Annotated in this window: 14 protein-coding genes; 13 read left to right on the top strand and 1 reads right to left on the bottom strand. The window is 71.7% G+C overall.

Translation table 11 applies throughout. The features are described from left to right. Positions 1-5 precede the first annotated feature (5 nt). The 5 genes from lgt (at position 6) to pyk (ending at position 9,385) form a co-directional block, all read left to right on the top strand. Positions 6-968: a prolipoprotein diacylglyceryl transferase gene (gene lgt, locus ACFQGU_RS12320; protein WP_386768275.1), complete on the top strand. Its 963-nt coding sequence runs from the start codon at positions 6-8 to the stop codon at positions 966-968. Beyond that, positions 965-1,675: a VIT1/CCC1 transporter family protein gene (locus ACFQGU_RS12315; RefSeq protein WP_386767065.1), complete on the top strand. Its 711-nt coding sequence runs from the start codon at positions 965-967 to the stop codon at positions 1,673-1,675. Before lgt ends, ACFQGU_RS12315 begins: the two co-directional genes overlap by 4 nt. A 200-nt stretch (positions 1,676-1,875) precedes the next feature. Then, positions 1,876-6,411 (top strand): glutamate synthase large subunit, encoded by a 4,536-nt coding sequence (gltB, locus tag ACFQGU_RS12310; protein WP_386767063.1) that lies wholly within the window; start codon positions 1,876-1,878, stop codon positions 6,409-6,411. Next, the gene (locus ACFQGU_RS12305; protein WP_386767061.1) at positions 6,404-7,858 is read left to right on the top strand and encodes a glutamate synthase subunit beta; all 1,455 of its coding nucleotides are present in this window, start codon (positions 6,404-6,406) and stop codon (positions 7,856-7,858) included. The genes gltB and ACFQGU_RS12305 overlap by 8 nt, the downstream gene beginning before the upstream one ends. Before the next feature lie 99 nt (positions 7,859-7,957). Then, positions 7,958-9,385 carry a pyruvate kinase gene (gene pyk / locus ACFQGU_RS12300; protein WP_386767059.1) on the top strand — a complete coding sequence of 476 codons (1,428 nt, stop codon included), beginning with the start codon at positions 7,958-7,960 and terminating at the stop codon, positions 9,383-9,385. Between the two features lie 57 nt (positions 9,386-9,442). Here pyk and bldD read toward each other — a convergent pair whose 3' ends face one another. Then, positions 9,443-9,931 carry a transcriptional regulator BldD gene (gene bldD / locus ACFQGU_RS12295; RefSeq protein ID WP_386767057.1) on the bottom strand — a complete coding sequence of 163 codons (489 nt, stop codon included), beginning with the start codon at positions 9,929-9,931 and terminating at the stop codon, positions 9,443-9,445. Between the two features lie 358 nt (positions 9,932-10,289). On the opposite strand from bldD, the gene pyrR reads away from it, so the two are divergent. Genes pyrR through pyrF form a run of 8 tightly spaced genes read left to right on the top strand, consistent with a single transcriptional unit; the run spans position 10,290 to position 20,273 of the window. Continuing rightward, a complete protein-coding gene (gene pyrR / locus ACFQGU_RS12290; protein WP_386767055.1) occupies positions 10,290-10,874 on the top strand; it encodes a bifunctional pyr operon transcriptional regulator/uracil phosphoribosyltransferase PyrR in 585 nt (194 codons plus the stop codon). After that, the gene (locus ACFQGU_RS12285) at positions 10,871-11,842 is read left to right on the top strand and encodes an aspartate carbamoyltransferase catalytic subunit (RefSeq protein ID WP_386767053.1); all 972 of its coding nucleotides are present in this window, start codon (positions 10,871-10,873) and stop codon (positions 11,840-11,842) included. Before pyrR ends, ACFQGU_RS12285 begins: the two co-directional genes overlap by 4 nt. 1 nt (position 11,843) lies before the next feature. Further along, on the top strand, positions 11,844-13,166 hold the full coding sequence (locus ACFQGU_RS12280) for a dihydroorotase (protein ID WP_386767051.1): 1,323 nt from the start codon (positions 11,844-11,846) through the stop codon (positions 13,164-13,166). Continuing rightward, positions 13,163-14,305, top strand: coding sequence for a glutamine-hydrolyzing carbamoyl-phosphate synthase small subunit (carA, locus tag ACFQGU_RS12275; protein ID WP_386767049.1), 1,143 nt, complete (start codon positions 13,163-13,165; stop codon positions 14,303-14,305). Before ACFQGU_RS12280 ends, carA begins: the two co-directional genes overlap by 4 nt. Next, a complete protein-coding gene (carB, locus tag ACFQGU_RS12270) occupies positions 14,292-17,639 on the top strand; it encodes a carbamoyl-phosphate synthase large subunit (RefSeq protein WP_386767047.1) in 3,348 nt (1,115 codons plus the stop codon). The genes carA and carB overlap by 14 nt, the downstream gene beginning before the upstream one ends. Further along, positions 17,636-18,514, top strand: coding sequence for a dihydroorotate dehydrogenase electron transfer subunit (locus ACFQGU_RS12265; protein WP_386767045.1), 879 nt, complete (start codon positions 17,636-17,638; stop codon positions 18,512-18,514). The genes carB and ACFQGU_RS12265 overlap by 4 nt, the downstream gene beginning before the upstream one ends. After that, positions 18,514-19,584 (top strand): dihydroorotate dehydrogenase, encoded by a 1,071-nt coding sequence (locus ACFQGU_RS12260; RefSeq protein WP_386767043.1) that lies wholly within the window; start codon positions 18,514-18,516, stop codon positions 19,582-19,584. Before ACFQGU_RS12265 ends, ACFQGU_RS12260 begins: the two co-directional genes overlap by 1 nt. Continuing rightward, entirely contained in the window at positions 19,581-20,273 is a 693-nt protein-coding gene (gene pyrF / locus ACFQGU_RS12255) for an orotidine-5'-phosphate decarboxylase (protein WP_386767041.1), read from the top strand. Before ACFQGU_RS12260 ends, pyrF begins: the two co-directional genes overlap by 4 nt. Positions 20,274-20,295: the final 22 nt, after the last annotated feature.

Raw genomic sequence — 20,295 nt, 5'->3', positions numbered from 1 at the left:
GCGTCCTGGCATCCATCCCGAGCCCGAGCCAGGGCGTCTGGTACCTCGGCCCGCTGCCGATCCGCGCCTACGCGCTCATCATCCTGCTCGGGATCGTCGTGGCGATCTGGTACGGCGGGAAGCGCTGGGTCGAGCGCGGAGGCTTGCCCGGCACCGTGGCCGACGTCGCGATCTGGGCCGTGCCCTTCGGGATCGTCGGCGGCCGGCTGTACCACGTGATCACGGACAACCAGATCTACTTCGGCGAGAACGGCAAGGGCCTGCTCGCGGCGTTCCGCATCTGGGACGGCGGCCTCGGCATCTGGGGCGCGGTCATCCTCGGCGGCGTCGGCGCGTGGATCGGCGTACGCCGCAGGGGCATCCCGCTGCCGCCGTTCGCCGACGCCATCGCCCCGGGCATCGTCCTGGCGCAGGCGATCGGACGCTGGGGCAACTGGTTCAACCAGGAGCTCTTCGGCGCGCCCACCGACCTGCCGTGGGGCCTGCAGATCGATCCGGTCAACCGCCCCGAGGGCTACGAGCAGTACGCCACCTTCCACCCGACCTTCCTGTACGAGTCGATCTGGTGCGTGCTCGTCGCGATCGTGCTCGTGTGGGCCGACCGCCGCTGGCGCATGGGCCACGGCCGGGTGTTCGCGCTCTACATCACGCTCTACTCCGTCGGCCGCGGCATCATCGAGACGATGCGGATCGACGATGCCAACCAGTTCTTCGGGATCCGCCTCAACGTCTTCACCTCCCTGGTGGTGATCGTCGGCGGGATCCTCTACATCGTCCTGAGCGCGCGGCTCCGACCGGGCCGCGAGGACCCTGCGTCGTTGCGCGGACGCGACGCCGAGCCCGCCGACGACGCTGCCGCCGACGACGAATCCGCCGACGCCGACGGCGCCGACGACGTCCCCGCCGCAGGTGAGGGTGCCCTCGCTGAGAGCGAGCCCGGCGACCCGCCGGTAGGTTCGACCCCGTGAGCATCCCCCTCGAGCACCACCGCGACGTCACGGGCGGCTGGCTGCGACCGGCCGTCTTCGGAGCCATGGACGGCCTCGTCTCCAACTTCGCGCTCATGGCAGGCGTGGCCGGGGGTACGGCGGGCCTCGCCGACGGCAACCGCAGCGCGGTCGTGCTCGCCGGGCTCGCGGGCCTCGCGGCGGGCGCGTTCTCGATGGCCGCGGGGGAGTACACCTCGGTGGCGTCGCAGTCCGAGCTCGCCGAGCAGGAGTTCGAGAACGAGCGCCGCGAGCTGTCGCGCAACCCCGACGCCGAGGCCAAGGAGCTCGCCGAGATCTGGGTCTCCCGCGGCATCGACCGCGAGCTCGCGGTGGAGATGGCGAGCCAGCTGGCGAAGAACCCCGATGCGGCGCTCGAGGTGCACGCCCGCGAGGAGCTCGGCATGGCCCCGGGCGAGCTGCCCAACCCGTGGCTCGCCGCCGGCTCGTCGTTCCTGTCGTTCGTGGCGGGCGCGATGATCCCGGTGCTGCCCTACGCCTTCGGCGCCACCACGCTCACCTGGTCGCTCGTGCTGTCGCTCATGGGCCTGTTCGCGGCCGGCGCGGTCGTCTCGCGCGTCACCGCCCGCTCCTGGTGGTTCTCCGGCCTGCGCCAGCTGTTCGTGGGCGCCGCCGCCGCCGCGGTCACCTTCGGCGTCGGCTCCCTCGTGGGGACGTCCATCTCCTGATCCGCTGGGTCGCGGTAGCTCCCAGCATGTGAGACGCGGGATCTCGTGGGATGGGACACACGCGCCCCTGTTGCACGTCGGTACACCCGGCGCGTTACAGTCTGCGCACAGCAGCGCGGCCAATGTCGTCCCCCTGCTCGACCCCACCGGATCCCGCTCCCAGCGCGCGGACCGGTATCGGCGAGCCACCGGGAGTGACCATGCGGTCGGCCATCCCCGCCCCCCAGGGCCTGTACCACCCCGAGCACGAGCGCGACGCCTGCGGTGTCGCCTTCGTCGCGCAGATGTCGGGGGACAAGTCGCACGACGTCGTGCGCAAGGCCGTGACTGCGCTCGAGAACCTCGAGCACCGTGGCGCCTCGGGCTCCGAGCCCGACTCCGGCGACGGCGCAGGCATCCTCACCCAGCTCCCGGACCAGTTCTTCCACGCCGTCCTGGCCGAGCAGGGCGTCACCCTGCCCCCGCGCCGCTCGTACGCCGTCGGCATCGCCTTCCTCCCGGACGAGGACGAGGCCGAGCAGGCCGCGATGAAGCAGATCGAGGCGATCGCCATCGAGGAGGGCCTCGAGGTCGTCACGTGGCGCGAGCTCCCCGTGGACGCCTCGTCGGTGGGCGCGACCGCCCGCAGCGTGATGCCGCGCTTCAAGCAGCTGTTCGTCCAGGCACCCGGCCACCGCGTGATGGGCATGGCCCTGGAGCGGATGGCGTTCTGCCTGCGCAAGCGCGCCGAGCACGAGGCCGACGTCTACTTCCCGTCGCTGTCCTCGCGCACGATCGTCTACAAGGGCATGCTCACGACCGGGCAGCTCAAGGAGTTCTTCCCCGACCTCGTCGACGAGCGCTACACCTCGGCCCTCGCCCTCGTGCACTCGCGGTTCTCCACGAACACCTTCCCGAGCTGGCCGCTCGCGCACCCGTACCGCCTCATCGCGCACAACGGCGAGATCAACACCGTCAAGGGCAACCGCAACTGGATGAAGGCGCGCGAGGCACAGCTGACGAGCGACCTGCTCCCCGGCGACCTGTCGCGCCTGTTCCCGATCTGCACGGACGGGGGCTCGGACTCCGCGTCCTTCGACGAGGTGCTGGAGCTCCTGCACCTCGGTGGTCGCAGCCTGCCCCACGCCGTGCTCATGATGATCCCCGAGGCGTGGCAGAACCACACCGAGATGGACCCCGCGCGCAGGGCGTTCTACGAGTTCCACGCCACGCTCACCGAGCCGTGGGACGGCCCCGCCGACGTCTGCTTCACCGACGGCACCGTGATCGGCGCGGTCCTCGACCGCAACGGCCTGCGCCCGGGCCGCTTCTGGGTCACGGACGACGGTCTCGTGGTGCTGGCCTCCGAGGCGGGCGTCCTCGACATCGACCAGTCCACGATCGTGCGCAAGGGCCGCCTGCAGCCCGGGCACATGTTCCTCGTCGACACCGAGCAGCACCGCATCGTCGAGGACGACGAGATCAAGGCCGAGCTGGCCGCGGCCGCGCCGTACGACGAGTGGCTGCACGCCGGCGTCATGCACCTCGACTCGCTGCCCGAGCGCGAGCACATCGTGCACACCACCGAGTCAGTGCTCCGTCGTCAGCAGACCTTCGGCTACACCGAGGAGGAGCTCCGCATCCTCGTCGCGCCGATGGCGAAGTCCGGCGCCGAGGCCATCGGCTCGATGGGCACCGACACGCCCATCGCGGTGCTGTCCGAGCGCCCGCGCATGCTGTTCGACTACTTCTCGCAGCTCTTCGCGCAGGTCACCAACCCGCCGCTCGACGCGATCCGCGAGGAGCTCGTCACGTCGCTCTCGAGCCACATCGGCCCCGAGGTCAACATCCTCGAGGCCACGCCGGCCCACTGCCGCCAGCTCGTCCTGCCGTTCCCGGTGATCGACAACGACGAGCTCGCCAAGATCCTGTACGTCAACAAGGACGGCGACCTCCCCGGCTTCTCGGCCGCCAAGGTCTCCGGCCTGTACGACGTCGACGGCGGGGGAGCGGCCCTCGAGGCGCGCCTCCGCGAGATCTGCGCCGAGGTCTCCGGGCACATCGCGGACGGCAAGCGCTTCATCGTGCTGTCGGACCGCGACTCGGACGCCGACAAGGCGCCGATCCCCTCGCTGCTGCTCACCTCGGCCGTGCACCACCACCTCGTGCGCCAGAAGGAGCGCACGATGGCGGGGCTCATCGTCGAGGCAGGAGACGTCCGCGAGGTCCACCACGTCGCACTGCTGATCGGCTACGGCGCGGCGGCGGTCAACCCGTACCTCGCGATGGAGTCGGTCGAGGACCTCGTCCGTCGCGGCATCATCACCGACATCGCGCCCGAGAAGGCCGTGCGCAACCTCGTGAAGGCGCTCGGCAAGGGCGTCCTCAAGGTGATGAGCAAGATGGGCATCTCCACCGTGGCGTCGTACCGCGGTGCCCAGGTGTTCGAGGCGATCGGCCTCTCGCAGGACGTCGTCGATGCCTGGTTCACCGGCACCACCTCGCGCCTCGGCGGCGTCGGCCTCGACGTCATCGCCGAGGAGACCGCGCGCCGGCACGCCGTGGCCTACCCGCCGAACGGCATCTCGCCGGCCCACCGCCGCCTCAACGTCGGCGGCGAGTACCAGTGGCGCCGCGAGGGCGAGCCGCACCTGTTCGACCCCGAGACCGTCTTCCGCCTCCAGCACGCCACGCGCGAGGGTCGGTACGACGTCTTCAAGCAGTACACCTCGCGCGTCAACGACCAGGCCGAGCGCCTCATGACGCTGCGCGGCCTCTTCGCCTTCAAGGACGGCGCGCGCGAGCCGATCAGCATCGACGAGGTCGAGCCGGTCAGCGAGATCGTCAAGCGGTTCTCGACCGGTGCGATGTCGTACGGCTCCATCTCCGGCGAGGCGCACGAGACCCTCGCCATCGCGATGAACCGCATCGGCGCGAAGTCCAACACGGGTGAGGGCGGCGAGGACGCGGAGCGCTTCGAGCCCCTGCCGAACGGCGACTCGAAGCGGTCTGCCATCAAGCAGATCGCGTCCGGCCGCTTCGGAGTAACGAGCCACTACCTCGTGAACGCCGACGACCTGCAGATCAAGATGGCGCAGGGCGCCAAGCCCGGCGAGGGCGGCCAGCTGCCCGGCCACAAGGTCTACCCGTGGATCGCCAAGACGCGTCATTCGACCCCGGGCGTCGGTCTCATCTCGCCGCCGCCGCACCACGACATCTACTCGATCGAGGACCTCGCCCAGCTCATCCACGACCTCAAGAACTCCAACCCGCGTGCCCGCGTGCACGTGAAGCTGGTGTCCGAGGTCGGCGTGGGCACCGTCGCGGCCGGCGTCGCCAAGGCGCACGCCGACGTCGTGCTGGTCTCGGGCCACGACGGCGGCACCGGCGCCTCGCCGCTCACCTCGCTCAAGCACGCGGGCGGTCCGTGGGAGCTCGGCCTGGCCGAGACCCAGCAGACGCTGCTGCTCAACGGCCTGCGCGACCGCGTGGTCGTGCAGACCGACGGCCAGCTCAAGACCGGTCGCGACGTCGTCATCGCGGCGCTGCTCGGCGCCGAGGAGTTCGGCTTCGCGACCGCGCCGCTCGTGGTGATGGGCTGCGTCATGATGCGCGTCTGCCACCTCGACACCTGCCCCGTCGGCGTCGCGACGCAGAACCCCGTCCTGCGCGAGCGCTTCAACGGCCAGCCCGAGTTCGTGGAGAACTTCTTCACCTTCCTCGCCGAGGAGGTGCGCGAGATCCTGGCGAGCCTGGGCTTCCGCACCCTGCTCGAGGCTGTCGGCCACGCCGAGCTCATCGACCCGACCAGGGCCGTCGACCACTGGAAGGCCGAGGGTCTCGACCTGACGCCCATCCTGCACGTGCCCGCGATCGCCGAGGGCGCCTCGCTGCACCAGACGGTGACGCAGGACCACGGCATCGACCGCGCCCTCGACAACGAGCTGATCGCGCTCGCCGCAGACGCTCTCGAGCGCGGCGAGCCCGTCCGGGCCCAGGTCGTGGTGCGCAACGTCAACCGCACGGTCGGCACGATGCTCGGCTCGGAGGTCAGCCGACGGTACGGCGCTGACGGCCTTCCCGACGGCACGATCGACCTCACCTTCACCGGGTCGGCCGGTCAGTCGTTCGGCGCGTTCCTGCCGCGGGGCATCACGCTGCGGCTCGAGGGCGACAGCAACGACTACGTCGGCAAGGGCCTGTCGGGCGGTCGCGTCATCGTCCGCCCCGACCGCGCAGCCCAGTTCGACGCCGAGGCCAACGTGATCGCGGGCAACGTGATCGGGTACGGCGCGACGTCGGGGGAGATCTACCTCCGCGGCCGGGTGGGCGAGCGCTTCTGCGTCCGCAACTCCGGCGCCAGCACCGTCGTCGAGGGGGTGGGCGACCACGGCTGCGAGTACATGACGGGCGGCACGGTCGTCATCGCCGGCCCGACCGGCCGCAACTTCGCGGCGGGCATGTCGGGCGGCGTGGCCTACCTGCTCGACGCCGACGCCGGCCGGGTCAACCCCGAGCTGGTCGACCTCCTGCCGCTGGACGACGACGACGTCGCCCGCGTCACCGAGCTCCTGCGTCGTCACCACGAGGAGACCGGTTCCACGGTCGCGTCCGCACTGCTCGAGCAGGGCGAGGTCGCCGGCCGCTTCACCAAGGTCATGCCCCGCGACTACGCGCGCGTGCTGGCGGCCCAGGCCGCAGCCGAGCGCGAGGGCCGTGACGTCCTGCTCGCAGTGATGGAGTCGAACCATGGCTGACCCGAAGGGCTTTCTCACCACCGGTCGCGAGGGCCCCACGCGCCGTCCGGTCGACATCCGCATCCGTGACTGGCGCGAGGTCTACGAGCCCTTCCCGACCGAGACGCTGGAGAAGCAGGCCGGGCGCTGCATGGACTGCGGCATCCCGTTCTGCCACAACGGCTGCCCGCTCGGGAACCTCATCCCGGAGTGGAACGACCTGGTCTGGCGGGGCGACTGGCGCCTCGCGTCCGAGCGACTGCACGCGACCAACAACTTCCCGGAGTTCACCGGCCGGCTGTGCCCTGCGCCGTGCGAGACCGCTTGCGTGCTCGGCATCAACCAGGACCCGGTCTCCATCAAGCAGGTCGAGGTCGAGATCGTCGACGCCGCCTGGGACGAGGGCTGGATCACGCCGCAGCCCGCACCTCGCCAGTCGGGCAGGACCATCGCGGTCATCGGCTCCGGCCCGGCCGGTCTCGCCGCGGCCCAGCAGCTCGCCCGCGCCGGCCACACGGTCGCCGTGTTCGAGCGCGCCGACCGCGTCGGCGGCCTGCTGCGCTACGGCATCCCCGAGTTCAAGATGGAGAAGCGCCACCTCGACCGCCGCCTCGCGCAGATGCAGGCCGAGGGCGTGAAGTTCCGCGCGGGCGTCGACGTCGGCACCGACGTCACGGGCACCGACCTACGCAAGCGGTACGACGCCGTCGTGCTCTCGGTCGGCGCGACCCAGTGGCGCGACCTGCCCGTCCCGGGCCGCGAGCTCGCGGGCGTGCACCAGGCGATGGAGTTCCTGCCCGGTGCGAACCGCGTGCAGGAGGGCGACCTCGATGTCGCGCCGATCGACGTCGCCGGCAAGCACGTCGTCATCATCGGCGGCGGCGACACCGGGGCCGACTGCCTCGGCACCTCGCACCGCCAGGGCGCGGCCTCGGTCACCCAGCTCGAGATCATGCCCATGCCTCCGGAGTCGCGGCCGAAGGGCCAGCCCTGGCCGACGTACCCGATGTCGTACAAGGTCACGAGCGCCCACGAGGAGGGCGGCGAGCGCGTCTACGCCGTCAACACCCAGCGCTTCGTCGATGACGGCAACGGCCGGGTGCGGGCGCTCGAGATCGTCGAGGTCGAGTTCAAGGACGGCCGCTTCGAGCCGGTGCCCGGCAGCGAGCGGGAGCTGCCGGCCGACTACGTGTTCCTCGCGATGGGCTTCACCGGCCCGGAGCGCGGCCCGCTGCTCGAGCAGCTCGGCGTCGAGCTCGACGAGCGCGGCAACATCGTGCGCGACCGCTCCTACATGAGCACCGTCCCGGGCGTCTTCGTCGCCGGGGACGCCGGCCGCGGACAGTCGCTCATCGTGTGGGCCATCGCCGAGGGCCGTTCGGCCGCGGCGGGGGTCGACACCTGGCTGTCGGGCAGCACCACGCTCCCGGCGCCGATCCCTCCGACGGCCCGACCGCTCGTCGTCTGAGCCGCGGCACGGCTCCCGCACCCGAGGTGCGGGGGCCGTGAGCCCGTGCTGAACTGCAACCGCTTTCAACCACACTCCGGCAGGGATAGGGTTACCTACGTGCGCCGCGCCAAGATCGTCTGCACCCTCGGGCCCGCTGTAGCGAGCCAGGAGGGCATCCAGTCCCTCGTCGACGCCGGCATGGACGTCGCCCGCATGAACCTCTCGCACGGCTCCTACGCCGACCACGAGCGGGTCTACGGGTGGGTCCGTGCTGCTGGAGACACCGCCGGGCGGGGGATCGGCATCCTCGTCGACCTCCAAGGCCCCAAGATCCGGCTGGCGACCTTCGCCAACGGACCGGTGGTGCTCGAGCCCGGCGCCCGCTTCACGATCACCATCGACGACGTGCCGGGCGACGTCGACATGTGCGGCACGACCTACAAGGGCCTGCCCGGCGACGTCCACCCCGGCGACATGATCCTGATCGACGACGGCAAGGTGGCGCTGCGCGCGATCGAGGTCGACGAGCGGTCGGTCGTGACCGAGGTCGTCGAGGGCGGCCGCGTCAGCGACAACAAGGGGATCAACCTCCCCGGCGTCGCCGTCAGCGTCCCTGCAATGTCCGACAAGGACGTCGCCGACCTCCGCTGGGCCCTGCGCCTCGGCGTCGACATCATCGCGCTGTCGTTCGTCCGCAGCGCCGACGACCTCCTCGACGTGCAGAAGATCATGGACGACGAGGGCGTGCGGCTGCCGGTCATCGCCAAGATCGAGAAGCCGCAGGCCGTTGCCAACCTCGAGTCGATCATCGACGCGTTCGACGGGATCATGGTCGCCCGCGGCGACCTGGGCGTGGAGCTGCCGCTCGAGCAGGTGCCGCTGGTGCAGAAGCGCGCGATCACCCTCGCCCGCCGCCGCGCCAAGCCGGTCATCGTGGCGACCCAGATGCTCGACTCGATGGTCTCGATGACGCGCCCCACGCGCGCCGAGGCCAGCGACGTCGCCAACGCCGTCCTCGACGGCACCGACGCCCTCATGCTCTCGGGCGAGACCTCGGTCGGCTCGCACCCTGCGCACGTCGTGCGCACGATGAGCCGCATCATCGAGGAGGTCGAGGGCGAGGCGCTCGACCAGCTGCCCGTCGTCACCGACCCCAACGACTCCACCTCGCGGTCCATCACGCGCGCCGCTGTCCGTGTGGCGCAGGACGTGCACGCCTCCGGCGTCATCGCCTTCACCGAGACCGGCCGCTCGGCCCGCCTCGTCTCTCGCTACCGCCCGGCGATGCCGCTCATGGCCTTCACGCCGAACCCGCGCGTGCGCAGCCAGCTCGCGCTCTCGTGGGGCGTCGAGACCTACCTCGTGCCCAAGGTCGTCAGCACCGACGAGATGGTGAGCATTGTCGACGCCGCGCTCCAGGAGAACGGCCGCGCCACCGTCGGCGAGCTGCTCGTCATCATCGCGGGCGTGCCGCCGGGCGTCCCCGGCACGACCAACGGCATGCGCGTGCACCGCATGGGAACCCAGATCCCCAGCGGCATCTAGCACGTACGACGAAGGCCCCCGGCGCTCACGCTGCCGGGGGCCTTCGTCATACGTGCGCTAGTCGATCGCGCCGCGGGCCTCGGGGTTGAGCACGCCCCAGCCGATGAGCTGCTCGGCGAGCTGGCTCGGGGCCTCGTCGTAGATGACCGCGAGGGTGCGCAGGTCGTCCTGGCGGATGGAGAGCACGCGGCCGTTGTAGTCGCCGCGCTGGGCCTGGATGGCGGCGGCGTAGCGGGCCAGCGGGCCGGCCTTCTCCGCCGGCACCTGGCCGAGGCGCTCGAGGTCGATGACGAGCCGCTTGGGCGCCTCGGCCGCGACGGACGGCGACGAGTCGGGCAGCAGCTCGGAGACGGGCACCGAGTAGAAGTCCGCGAGCTCGGCCAGCTTCTGGACGGTGACGGCACGGTCGCCGCGCTCGTACGAGCCCACCACGACCGCCTTCCAGCGGCCCTGCGACTTCTCCTCCACGCCATGGAGCGAGAGGCCCTGCTGCTGGCGGATGGCCCTGAGGCGTGCGCCGAGCGCCTTGGCGTAGTCGGTAGCCATGAGTGACGTGTCCCTCCGTCGATCCCCGTTGCGTCCCGGGCGTCGAGTGTTCCCACCCCGCGGGTGATGTTACGCAGCGTAACGCGTCCCGTGCCTGGTGGTTCCATCGGCCGTTCGGGCGAGGCTCTTAGGGTGTGGTCGAGGTGCGGACGCCCCCCGGATCGCACACCGAGCGTGTCGGGGCGGTTCTGTTACACCTCTGCGGCAATGTGACGCGCTGTCGCCGCCGGGGCCCGCCGGGCGTGGGCTGTCTCACTCCTCGGTGCGCCCCGCCGCGACCCGCCGGGGGTCGGGTAGGGTCGCCGCAGACCAAGTCCTTTAAGTCCGTCCTGTGAGGCGGGGAAGGAGGGTCGCCGAGATGTCCGCTGCCCGGACTCCTGACGACGCACGCACTGTCCTCGACGCTGCGGAGATCGCCCGAGCGCTCACGCGCGTGGCCCACGAGATCGTCGAACGCGCCAAGGGCGCCGATGACCTGGTGCTGCTGGGCATCCCCACGAGAGGCGCGTTCCTGGCCCGACGCGTGGCCGAGCGCATCCGCGAGATCGAGGGGCGCGACATCCCCGTCGGCTCGCTCGACATCACCATGTACCGCGACGACCTGCGTCGCGCCCCGGCCCGCGCGCTGCTCCCGACCGAGATCCCTGCCGGCGGCATCGACGACAAGGTCGTGGTCCTCGTGGACGACGTCCTCTACAGCGGCCGCACGATCCGCGCGGCGCTCGACGCCATGAACGACATCGGCCGCCCGCGCGCGGTGCAGCTCGCAGTCCTCGTCGACCGCGGCCACCGCGAGCTGCCGATCCGCGCCGACTACGTCGGCAAGAACATCCCGACCTCCACCTCCGAGAAGGTGCTGGTCCTCGTCGCCGAGCTCGACGGTGAGGACGCCGTCCTCATCTCCGGCGGTACCGGCCACCCCACTGCTGAGGAGTCGAAGTGAAGCGTCACCTCCTGTCGGCCGCCGACCTCGACCGCGACGACGCGCTGCTCGTCCTCGACACCGCAGCCGAGCTCGCCTCGCTCACCGACCGCGCGGTGAAGAAGCTGCCGACGCTGCGCGGCCGGACGGTGGTCAACCTCTTCTTCGAGGACTCCACCCGCACCCGCATCTCGTTCGAGGCCGCTGCCAAGCGGCTGTCGGCCGACGTCATCAACTTCAGCGCCAAGGGCTCCAGCGTCTCCAAGGGCGAGAGCCTCAAGGACACCGCGCTCACCCTCGAGGCGATGGGCGCCGACGCCGTGGTCATCCGCCACGGCGCGAGCGGCGCCCCGCACCGCCTCGCCAACTCCGGCTGGATCGGCGGCTCGGTCGTCAACGCCGGCGACGGCACGCACGAGCACCCGACCCAGGCTCTGCTCGACGCCTTCACGATGCGCCGCCACCTCGCCGGCGGCGAGGGCGACCTCGAGGGCCGTCGCGTCACGATCGTCGGCGACGTCCTGCACAGCCGCGTGGCCCGCAGCAACGTGCTGCTCCTCGCCACGCTCGGCGCGGAGGTCACGCTCGTCGCTCCGCCCACGCTGCTGCCGGTCGGCGTCGAGACCTGGCCGTGCGCCACGTCGTACGAGCTCGACCCCCACCTGAAGCACGCCGACGCCGTGATGATGCTGAGGGTCCAGCGCGAACGGATGAACGCCGCGTTCTTCCCGAGCGCGCGCGAGTACAGCCGCCGCTACGGCCTCGACGCCCGCCGGATGGCGCTGCTGCCCGACCACGCGATCGTCATGCACCCCGGCCCGATGAACCGCGGCATGGAGATCGCGGCCGACGTCGCCGACGCCCCGCGCTCGGTGATCGTCGAGCAGGTGGGCAACGGCGTCAGCGTCCGCATGGCCGTGCTCTACCTGCTCCTGGGCGGCGCGCAGCTCGGCGCCGGTACCGACCTCACCGACGCCGCGGAGGCCTGAGATGCCCGAGACCTACGTCGTCCGCAACGCGCGGATCCTGGGCGGGGAGCCCGCCGACCTCGTCCTCCGCGACGGCGTCATCGCCGAGGTGACCGCCGCCGGTGCCGCGAACGCCGAGGGCGCGATCGTCGTCGAGGCCGAGGGCCTCATCGCCCTGCCGGGGCTCGTCGACCTGCACACCCACCTGCGCGAGCCGGGCCGCGAGGACGCCGAGACGGTCGAGAGCGGCTCGCGAGCCGCCGCGGCCGGCGGGTTCACCGCGGTGTTCGCCATGGCCAACACCGATCCGGTCGCCGACACCGCCGGCACGGTCGAGCAGGTGTGGCACCTCGGCCGCGCCGCCGGCTACGTCGACGTCCAGCCGATCGGCGCGGTCACCGTGGGCCTGGGGGGCACCGCGCTCTCCGAGCTCGGCGCGATGGCCGACAGCGCCGCGCAGGTCCGCGTCTTCAGCGACGACGGCAAGTGCGTGCACGACGCCGTGATCATGCGCCGCGCGCTGGAGTACGTGAAGGCGTTCGACGGCGTCGTCGCGCAGCACGCGCAGGAGCCGCGGCTCACCGAGGACGCGCAGATGAACGAGGGCCCGCTCTCCGGGATCCTCGGCCTGCGCGGATGGCCGGCGGTCGCCGAGGAGGCGATCATCGCCCGCGACGTGCTGCTCGCCGAGCACGTCGGGTCGCGCCTGCACGTGTGCCACGTCTCCACCGCGGGATCGGTCGAGATCGTGCGCTGGGCCAAGTCCCGGGGCATCGACGTCACGGCCGAGGTCACGCCGCACCACCTGCTGCTCACCGAGGAGCTCGTGCGGTCGTACGACCCGGTCTACAAGGTCAACCCGCCGCTGCGCTCCGAGCGCGACGTGCTCGCCCTGCGCGAGGCGCTGGCCGACGGCACGATCGACATCGTCGCCACCGACCACGCCCCGCACCCGGTCGAGGACAAGGACTGCGAGTGGGCCGAGGCTGCCATGGGCATGCTCGGCCTCGAGACCGCGCTCGGCGTCGTCGCCTCCGCCATGGTCGAGACGGGGCTGCTCGACTGGGCCGGGGTCGCCGACCGCATGTCGATCGCGCCCGCGCGGATCGGCCGGCTCGCCGGCCACGGGCGGCCGCTCGCCGCAGGGGAGCCGGCCAACCTCGTACTGGTCGACCCGGCGCGCGAGCACGTGGTCGAGGCGACCGCGCTGCAGAGCCGCAGCCGCAACACGCCCTACGCCGGCATCACGCTGCCGGCCTCGGTGGTCGCCACGTTCCTGCGCGGCCGCCCGACGTTGCTCGACGGGGCCGTGCGGTCCGCGAAGACCGAGGTGGTGGGTTCATGACCGGGGTGCTCGATGCCGCACCGGCGCTGCTGGTGCTCGAGGACGGCCGGGTCTTCCGCGGCCGCTCGTACGGCGCCGTCGGCGAGACGTTCGGCGAGGCCGTGTTCACCACGGGCATGTCCGGCTACCAGGAGACGATCACCGACCCGTCGTACCACCGCCAGGTGGTCGTGCAGACCTCTCCGCACATCGGCAACTACGGCGTGAACGACGCCGACGCCGAGTCGCGGCGGATCTGGGTGGCCGGGTACGTCGTGCGCGACCCCTCCCGCATCGCGTCGAACTGGCGCAGCGAGCGCACCCTCGACGAGGAGCTCGAGGCGCAGGGGATCGTCGGCATCAGCGACGTCGACACCCGCGCGCTCACCCGCCACCTGCGCGAGCGCGGCGCGATGCGCGTCGGCGTCTTCAGCGGCGCGGCCGCCGAGCGCCCCGTCGACGAGCTGCTCGCCCAGGTGCACGCGAGCCCGCAGATGGTCGGTGCGGCGCTGGCCGACGAGGTCAGCACCGACGTCGACGAGGTCATCCCTGCGGTGGGGGAGAAGCGCTTCACCGTCGCGGCGGTCGACCTCGGCATCAAGGGCGCGACCCCGCGGCACATGGCCGAGCGCGGCATCGAGGTGCACGTCGTGCCCTCCACCATCACGCCCGAGCGGCTGCTCGAGGTCGGGGTCGACGGCGTCTTCTTCAGCAACGGCCCCGGCGACCCGGCCACCGCCGACCACGCGGTCGACCTCGTGAAGGCCGCGCTCGACGCGCGCCGCCCGGTGTTCGGGATCTGCTTCGGCAACCAGGTGCTCGGCCGCGCCTTCGGCTTCGGCACCTACAAGCTGCGCTACGGCCACCGCGGCATCAACGTGCCGGTGATGGACCGCACCACCGGCAAGGTCGAGATCACCGCGCAGAACCACGGCTTCGCCGTCGACGCGCCGACCGACCGCGTGAGCGACACGCCGTACGGCCGGGTCGAGGTCAGCCACGTGTGCCTCAACGACGACGTCGTCGAGGGCCTGCGCGCGCTCGACCTCCCCGCCTTCTCGGTGCAGTACCACCCGGAGGCCGCCGCCGGTCCGCACGACTCGGCGTACCTGTTCGACCGTTTCTGCGACCTGATGGAGGCCGCTCGTGCCGAGGCGTGACGACCTGAAGTCGGTCATGGTGATCGGGTCCGGCCCGATCGTCATCGGCCAGGCCTGCGAGTTCGACTACTCGGGCACCCAGGCGTGCCGGGTGCTCAAGGCCGAGGGGCTGCGCGTGGTCCTGGTCAACAGCAACCCGGCCACGATCATGACCGACCCGGAGTTCGCCGACGCCACGTACGTCGAGCCGATCACGCCGGAGTACGTCGAGAAGATCATCGCCAAGGAGCGCCCCGACGCCCTGCTCGCCACGCTCGGCGGCCAGACCGCGCTCAACTGCGCGATGGCCCTGCACGCCAACGGCGTCCTCGAGAAGTACGGCGTCGAGCTCATCGGTGCCAACGTCGAGGCGATCGAGGCCGGCGAGAACCGCGAGAAGTTCAAGGACATCGTCGCGCTCATCAACGACTCCGGCCTCGCGGCCGAGTCCGCGCGCAGCGCCGTCTGCCACACGATGGCCGACTGCCTCGCCGCGGTCGACGACCTGGGCTACCCCGTCGTCGTGCGCCCGTCCTTCACCATGGGCGGCGCCGGCTCGGGCATCGCCTACGACGAGGCCGGCCTGCACCGCATCGCGGGCCAGGGCCTGCAGGCCTCGCCGACCACCGAGGTGCTCCTCGAGGAGTCGATCATCGGCTGGAAGGAGTACGAGCTCGAGCTGATGCGCGACAAGAACGACAACGTCGTGGTCATCTGCTCGATCGAGAACGTCGACCCGATGGGTGTCCACACGGGCGACTCGATCACGGTCGCTCCCGCGCTCACCCTCACCGACCGCGAGTACCAGCACCTGCGCGACGTCGGCATCGCCGTCATCCGCGAGGTCGGCGTCGACACCGGCGGCTGCAACATCCAGTTCGCCATCAACCCCGACGACGGCCGCATGGTCGTCATCGAGATGAACCCCCGCGTCTCGCGCTCCTCGGCCCTCGCGTCGAAGGCCACCGGCTTCCCGATCGCGAAGATCGCGGCGAAGCTCGCCGTCGGCTACACCCTCGACGAGATCCCGAACGACATCACGCGCGAGACGCCGGCGTCCTTCGAGCCCGCGCTCGACTACGTCGTGGTCAAGGTGCCGCGGTTCGCGTTCGAGAAGTTCCCCTCGGCCGACCAGACCCTCACGACCACGATGAAGAGCGTCGGCGAGGCCATGGCCATCGGCCGCAACTTCACCGAGGCGCTGCAGAAGGCCCTGCGCTCGATCGAGCGCAAGGACGCGCCGTTCACCTGGGTCGGCGAGAAGTCCGACGTCGACGTCGCCGGGATCATCGAGGCCGTGAAGGTGCCGCACGACGGCCGGCTGCGCAAGGTGCAGCAGGCGCTCTGGGCCGGTGCCACGAACGAGCAGCTGCACGAGGCCACCAACATCGACCCCTGGTTCCTCGACCAGATCGTGCTGCTCAACGAGATCGGCGACGCGCTGCGCGCGGCCCCCGAGCTCAGCCCGGACCTGCTGCGCCTCGCCAAGCGGCACGGCTTCTCCGACGTGCAGATCGGCGCGATCCGAGGCCTCACCGAGGACGTCGTGCGCGGCGTGCGCCACGCGCTCGGCATCCGCCCGGTCTACAAGACCGTCGACACCTGCGCGGCCGAGTTCGCCGCGAAGACGCCGTACCACTACTCGGCGTACGACGAGGAGACCGAGGTCGAGCCGCGCACCACGCCGGCGGTCCTCATCCTCGGCAGCGGCCCCAACCGCATCGGCCAGGGCATCGAGTTCGACTACTCGTGCGTGCACGCCAGCCTCACGCTGCGCGAGGTCGGCTACGACACCGTGATGATCAACTGCAACCCCGAGACGGTCTCGACCGACTACGACACCTCGAGCCGCCTGTACTTCGAGCCGCTCACGCTCGAGGACGTGCTCGAGGTCTACCACGCCGAGCTCGCCGTCGGTCCGATCGCCGGCGTCATCGTGCAGCTCGGCGGCCAGACGCCGCTCGGCCTGGCGCAGGCGCTCAAGGACAACGGTGTGCCGATCGTGGGCACGAGCCCCGAGGCGATCCACCTCGCGGAGGAGCGCGGTGCGTTCGGCCGCGTCCTCGCAGAAGCCGAGCTGCCCGCGCCCGCGCACGGCATGGCCACGTCGTACGCCGAGGCCGTCGAGGTCGCGGACCGCGTCGGCTACCCCGTGCTCGTGCGCCCGTCGTACGTGCTCGGCGGCCGCGGGATGGAGATCGTGTACGACGAGGCGATGCTGCACGACTACATCGCGCGTGCCACCGAGGCGACTCCCGAGCACCCGGTGCTCGTCGACCGCTTCCTCGACGACGCGGTCGAGATCGACGTCGATGCGCTCTACGACGGCCACGAGCTCTACCTCGGCGGCGTCATGGAGCACATCGAGGAGGCCGGCATCCACTCCGGCGACTCCGCGTGCGCGCTGCCGCCGATCACTCTCGGCAAGGGCGACATCGACCGCATCCGCCGCAGCACCGAGGCGATCGCCCGCGGCGTGGGGGTGCGCGGCCTGATCAACGTCCAGTACGCCCTCGCCGGCGACATCCTCTACGTGCTCGAGGCCAACCCGCGCGCGTCGCGCACGGTGCCGTTCGTCTCCAAGGCGACGGCGGTGCCGCTCGCCAAGGCGGCGGCCCGCGTCACCATGGGCACCAGGATCGCCGAGCTCAGGGCCGAGGGCATCCTCCCGGTCGAGGGTGACGGCGGAGACCTGCCGATCGGCGCGGCGATCGCCGTGAAGGAGGCGGTGCTCCCGTTCGGCCGCTTCCACGGGGTCGACACCGTGCTCGGCCCGGAGATGCGCTCGACCGGCGAGGTCATGGGCATCGACTCCGACTTCGGCACCGCGTTCGCGAAGTCGCAGACCGCGGCGTACTCGTCCGGCCTGCCGACCAGCGGCCGCGCGTTCGTCTCGGTCGCCAACCGCGACAAGCGCTCGATGATCTTCCCGGTCAAGCGCCTCGCCGACCTCGGCTTCGAGATCTGCGCGACGGGCGGCACCGCCGAGGTGCTGCGCCGCAACGGACTGAAGGCCACGGTGCTGCGCAAGCAGCACGACGGGCCGGGCCCGAACGGCGAGCCCACCACGGTCGACGCGATCCTCGCGGGCGACATCGACCTCATCGTCAACACGCCCTACGGCGTGGGCTCGCGCCTGGACGGCTACGAGATCCGCACCGCCGCGGTGACCCGTGGCGTCCCGTGCATCACGACCGTGCAGGGACTCGCGGCGACGGTCCAGGGCATCGAGGCGCTGCTCGCGGGCGAGGTGGGCGTACGGTCGCTGCAGGAGCACGCCGCCGACCTGCACGCACTGCGCGCGGCCGCCCTGACCGAGTCCGGGACGAGCAGCGACGGGAACACGACGCGATGACGACGGCACAGGCGAAGACGGGCCCGGTCCAGGTCATGGGCGAGGTGCTCGGGCTCCGCCGCGTGGGGGAGTACCAGGTGCTCACCCTGACCGCCCCGGGCATCCCCGAGGCGACGCGCCCCGGCCACTTCGTGGCGCTGGCGGTGGGCGGGCCCAGCTCGTCGATGCTGCTGCGTCGTGCGTTCTCCATCCACTCGGTGCAGAGCCGCGGCGTGTACGGCGGCACGGTCGAGGTCGTGTTCGCGACCCACGGCAAGGGCACCGAGTGGCTGTCCAAGCTGCACCGCGGCGACCAGGTCGACGTCGTCGGCCCGCTGGGCCGTCCGTTCGCACTGCCGAAGCAGCCGGTGTCGTGCGTGCTCGTCGCCGGCGGCTACGGCTCGGCCCCGATGTTCATGCTCGCCGACCAGCTGCGCGCCCGCGGCTGCCGCGTCGACGTCGTGCTCGGCGCCTCGACCGAGAGCAAGCTGTTCGGCGTCCTCGACGCCAAGCGCATCGCCGCCACCCTCACCATCACCACCGACGACGGTTCGCTCGGCGAGAAGGGCCGCGTGACCGACGTCCTGCCCGCCGTCATGGAGCGGGTGGACGCCGACGTCGTGTACGCCTGCGGCCCCATGGCGATGCTGCGCTCGGTGGCCGAGGTCGCGGCGGCACAGGGCGCGCACTCGCAGTGCGCGGTCGAGGAGGCCATGGCCTGCGGGATCGGCATCTGCATGACGTGCGTCCTGCCGGTGATCGGCGACGACGGCGTCACCCGCATGCTGCGCTCGTGCGTCGAGGGCCCGGTCTTCCGCGGCGACCGCGTGCGCTGGGACGAGGTGGGCACCATCCCGCCCGACACGCTGGGCGCACCCCAGGTCGGAGGCCACTGATGACGCGCGCCGTGATCACCCACGGGCCCCGTCCGGGCTCGTTCACCGACCTGCCCGACATCGACATGAGCACCGACCTCGCCGGCCTCGCGCTGCCGTCGCCGGTGCTGACGGCGTCCGGCTGCTCGGCCGCGGGCAAGGAGCTCGACCAGTTCTTCGACATCACCGAGATCGGTGGGATCGTCACCAAGAGCATCATGCTCAACCCGCGCTCGGGGCGCCCCACCCCGCGCATGGCCGAGACGCCGAGCGGGATGCTCAACTCGATCGGCCTGCAGGGCCCGGGCCTCGAGGCGTTCCTCGACAAGGACCTCGCGTGGCTGCGCGAGCGTGGCGCCCGCGCGATCGTGTCGATCGCCGGCGGCTCGGTCGACGAGTACACCCGCATCGCCTCCAAGCTGCGGCACGTCACCGACATCGCGGCCATCGAGGTCAACATCTCGTGCCCCAACGTCGAGAGCCGCGGTCAGGTCTTCGCCTGCCACCCGGTGTCGGCCGCCGAGGTCATCACCGCGGTCCGCCGCAACACCAACCCGGGGATCCCGGTGCTCGCCAAGCTCTCTCCCGATGTCACCGACATCGTCGAGATCGCCCAGGCCGTGGTGAAGGCCGGCGCCGACGGCCTGTCGATGATCAACACGCTGCTCGGAATGGTGATCGACACCGACACGATGCGCCCGGCACTCGCCGGAGTCACCGGCGGCCTGTCCGGCCCGGCGATCCGCCCCGTGGCCGTCCGCTGCGTCTACCAGGTGCGCGCAGCCATGCCCGACATCCCGATCCTGGGGATGGGCGGCATCCGCACCGGGCTCGACGCCCTCGAGTTCATCCTCGCCGGCGCCTCGGCCGTGTCGGTCGGCACCGTGACCTTCCACGACCCGTCGGCACCGCTGCGCGTCTCGCGCGAGCTCGCGGTGGCCCTCGCCGACCGGGGCTTCGACAGCCTCTCGGACGCCGTCGGCTACGCGCACCGCCTGCCCGACCCCGCTCCCTCGCCCGGCGGCCCCGTGGTCGACCACGACGAGACCGGCACCGCGGACGACGCGATCGAGGCGGGGGTGGAGGGGTGACCCTCGCGCCGGTGGCCGTCGCGCTCGACGGGCCAGACCTCGCGACCATCACCGGCTGGGCGGCAGCGGCCGGCCCGTACGTCTCGACGATGAAGGTCGGTCTCGAGACCTACCTCCGCGACGGCGACGCCGCGGTGCACGCCGCGCGCGACGCGTCCGGCGGTCGCGACGTGTTCCTCGACCTCAAGCTGCACGACATCCCCAACACCGTCGGCGGAGCGGCGCGCTCGGTGGCGCACCTGGCGCCGACGTACCTCACCGTCCACGCGTCCGGGGGAGCGGCGATGGTGCGCGCGGCCGCCGATGCGCTGCCCGACACCCGCGTCACCGCCGTCACCGTGCTCACGTCGATGAGCGAGGACGATCTCGCCGCCGTCGGTCTGCTCGGTCCGGCGATCGATGCCGCCCGCCGCCTCGCGCTGCTCGCGGTGGGCGCCGGCGCGCGCGCGATCGTCTGCTCGCCGCAGGAGGTCGCGGCGATCCGCGCCGAGGTTCCGCGCGACGTCGTGCTCATCACGCCCGGTGTCCGCCCGGCCGGCGCCGCGCTCGGCGACCAGCAGCGCGTCGCCACGCCCGAGCAGGCGCTCGCCGACGGCGCCGACCTCCTCGTGATCGGCCGCCCGATCACCGGCGCCCCCGACGTCGCCGCTGCTGCCGCCCAGATAGCCGCCTCGCTGACGATTCGGTAGTGGAATCTCGCGGCAGAGCGCG

It is taken from the genome of Longivirga aurantiaca (genome assembly GCF_042660085.1).
In the GTDB taxonomy this organism is placed as follows: Bacteria; Actinomycetota; Actinomycetes; order S36-B12; family CAIYMF01; genus Longivirga; species Longivirga aurantiaca.
Note: the sequence above shows the minus strand (reverse complement) of the source record. Positions and strands in the feature narration are given on the sequence as shown.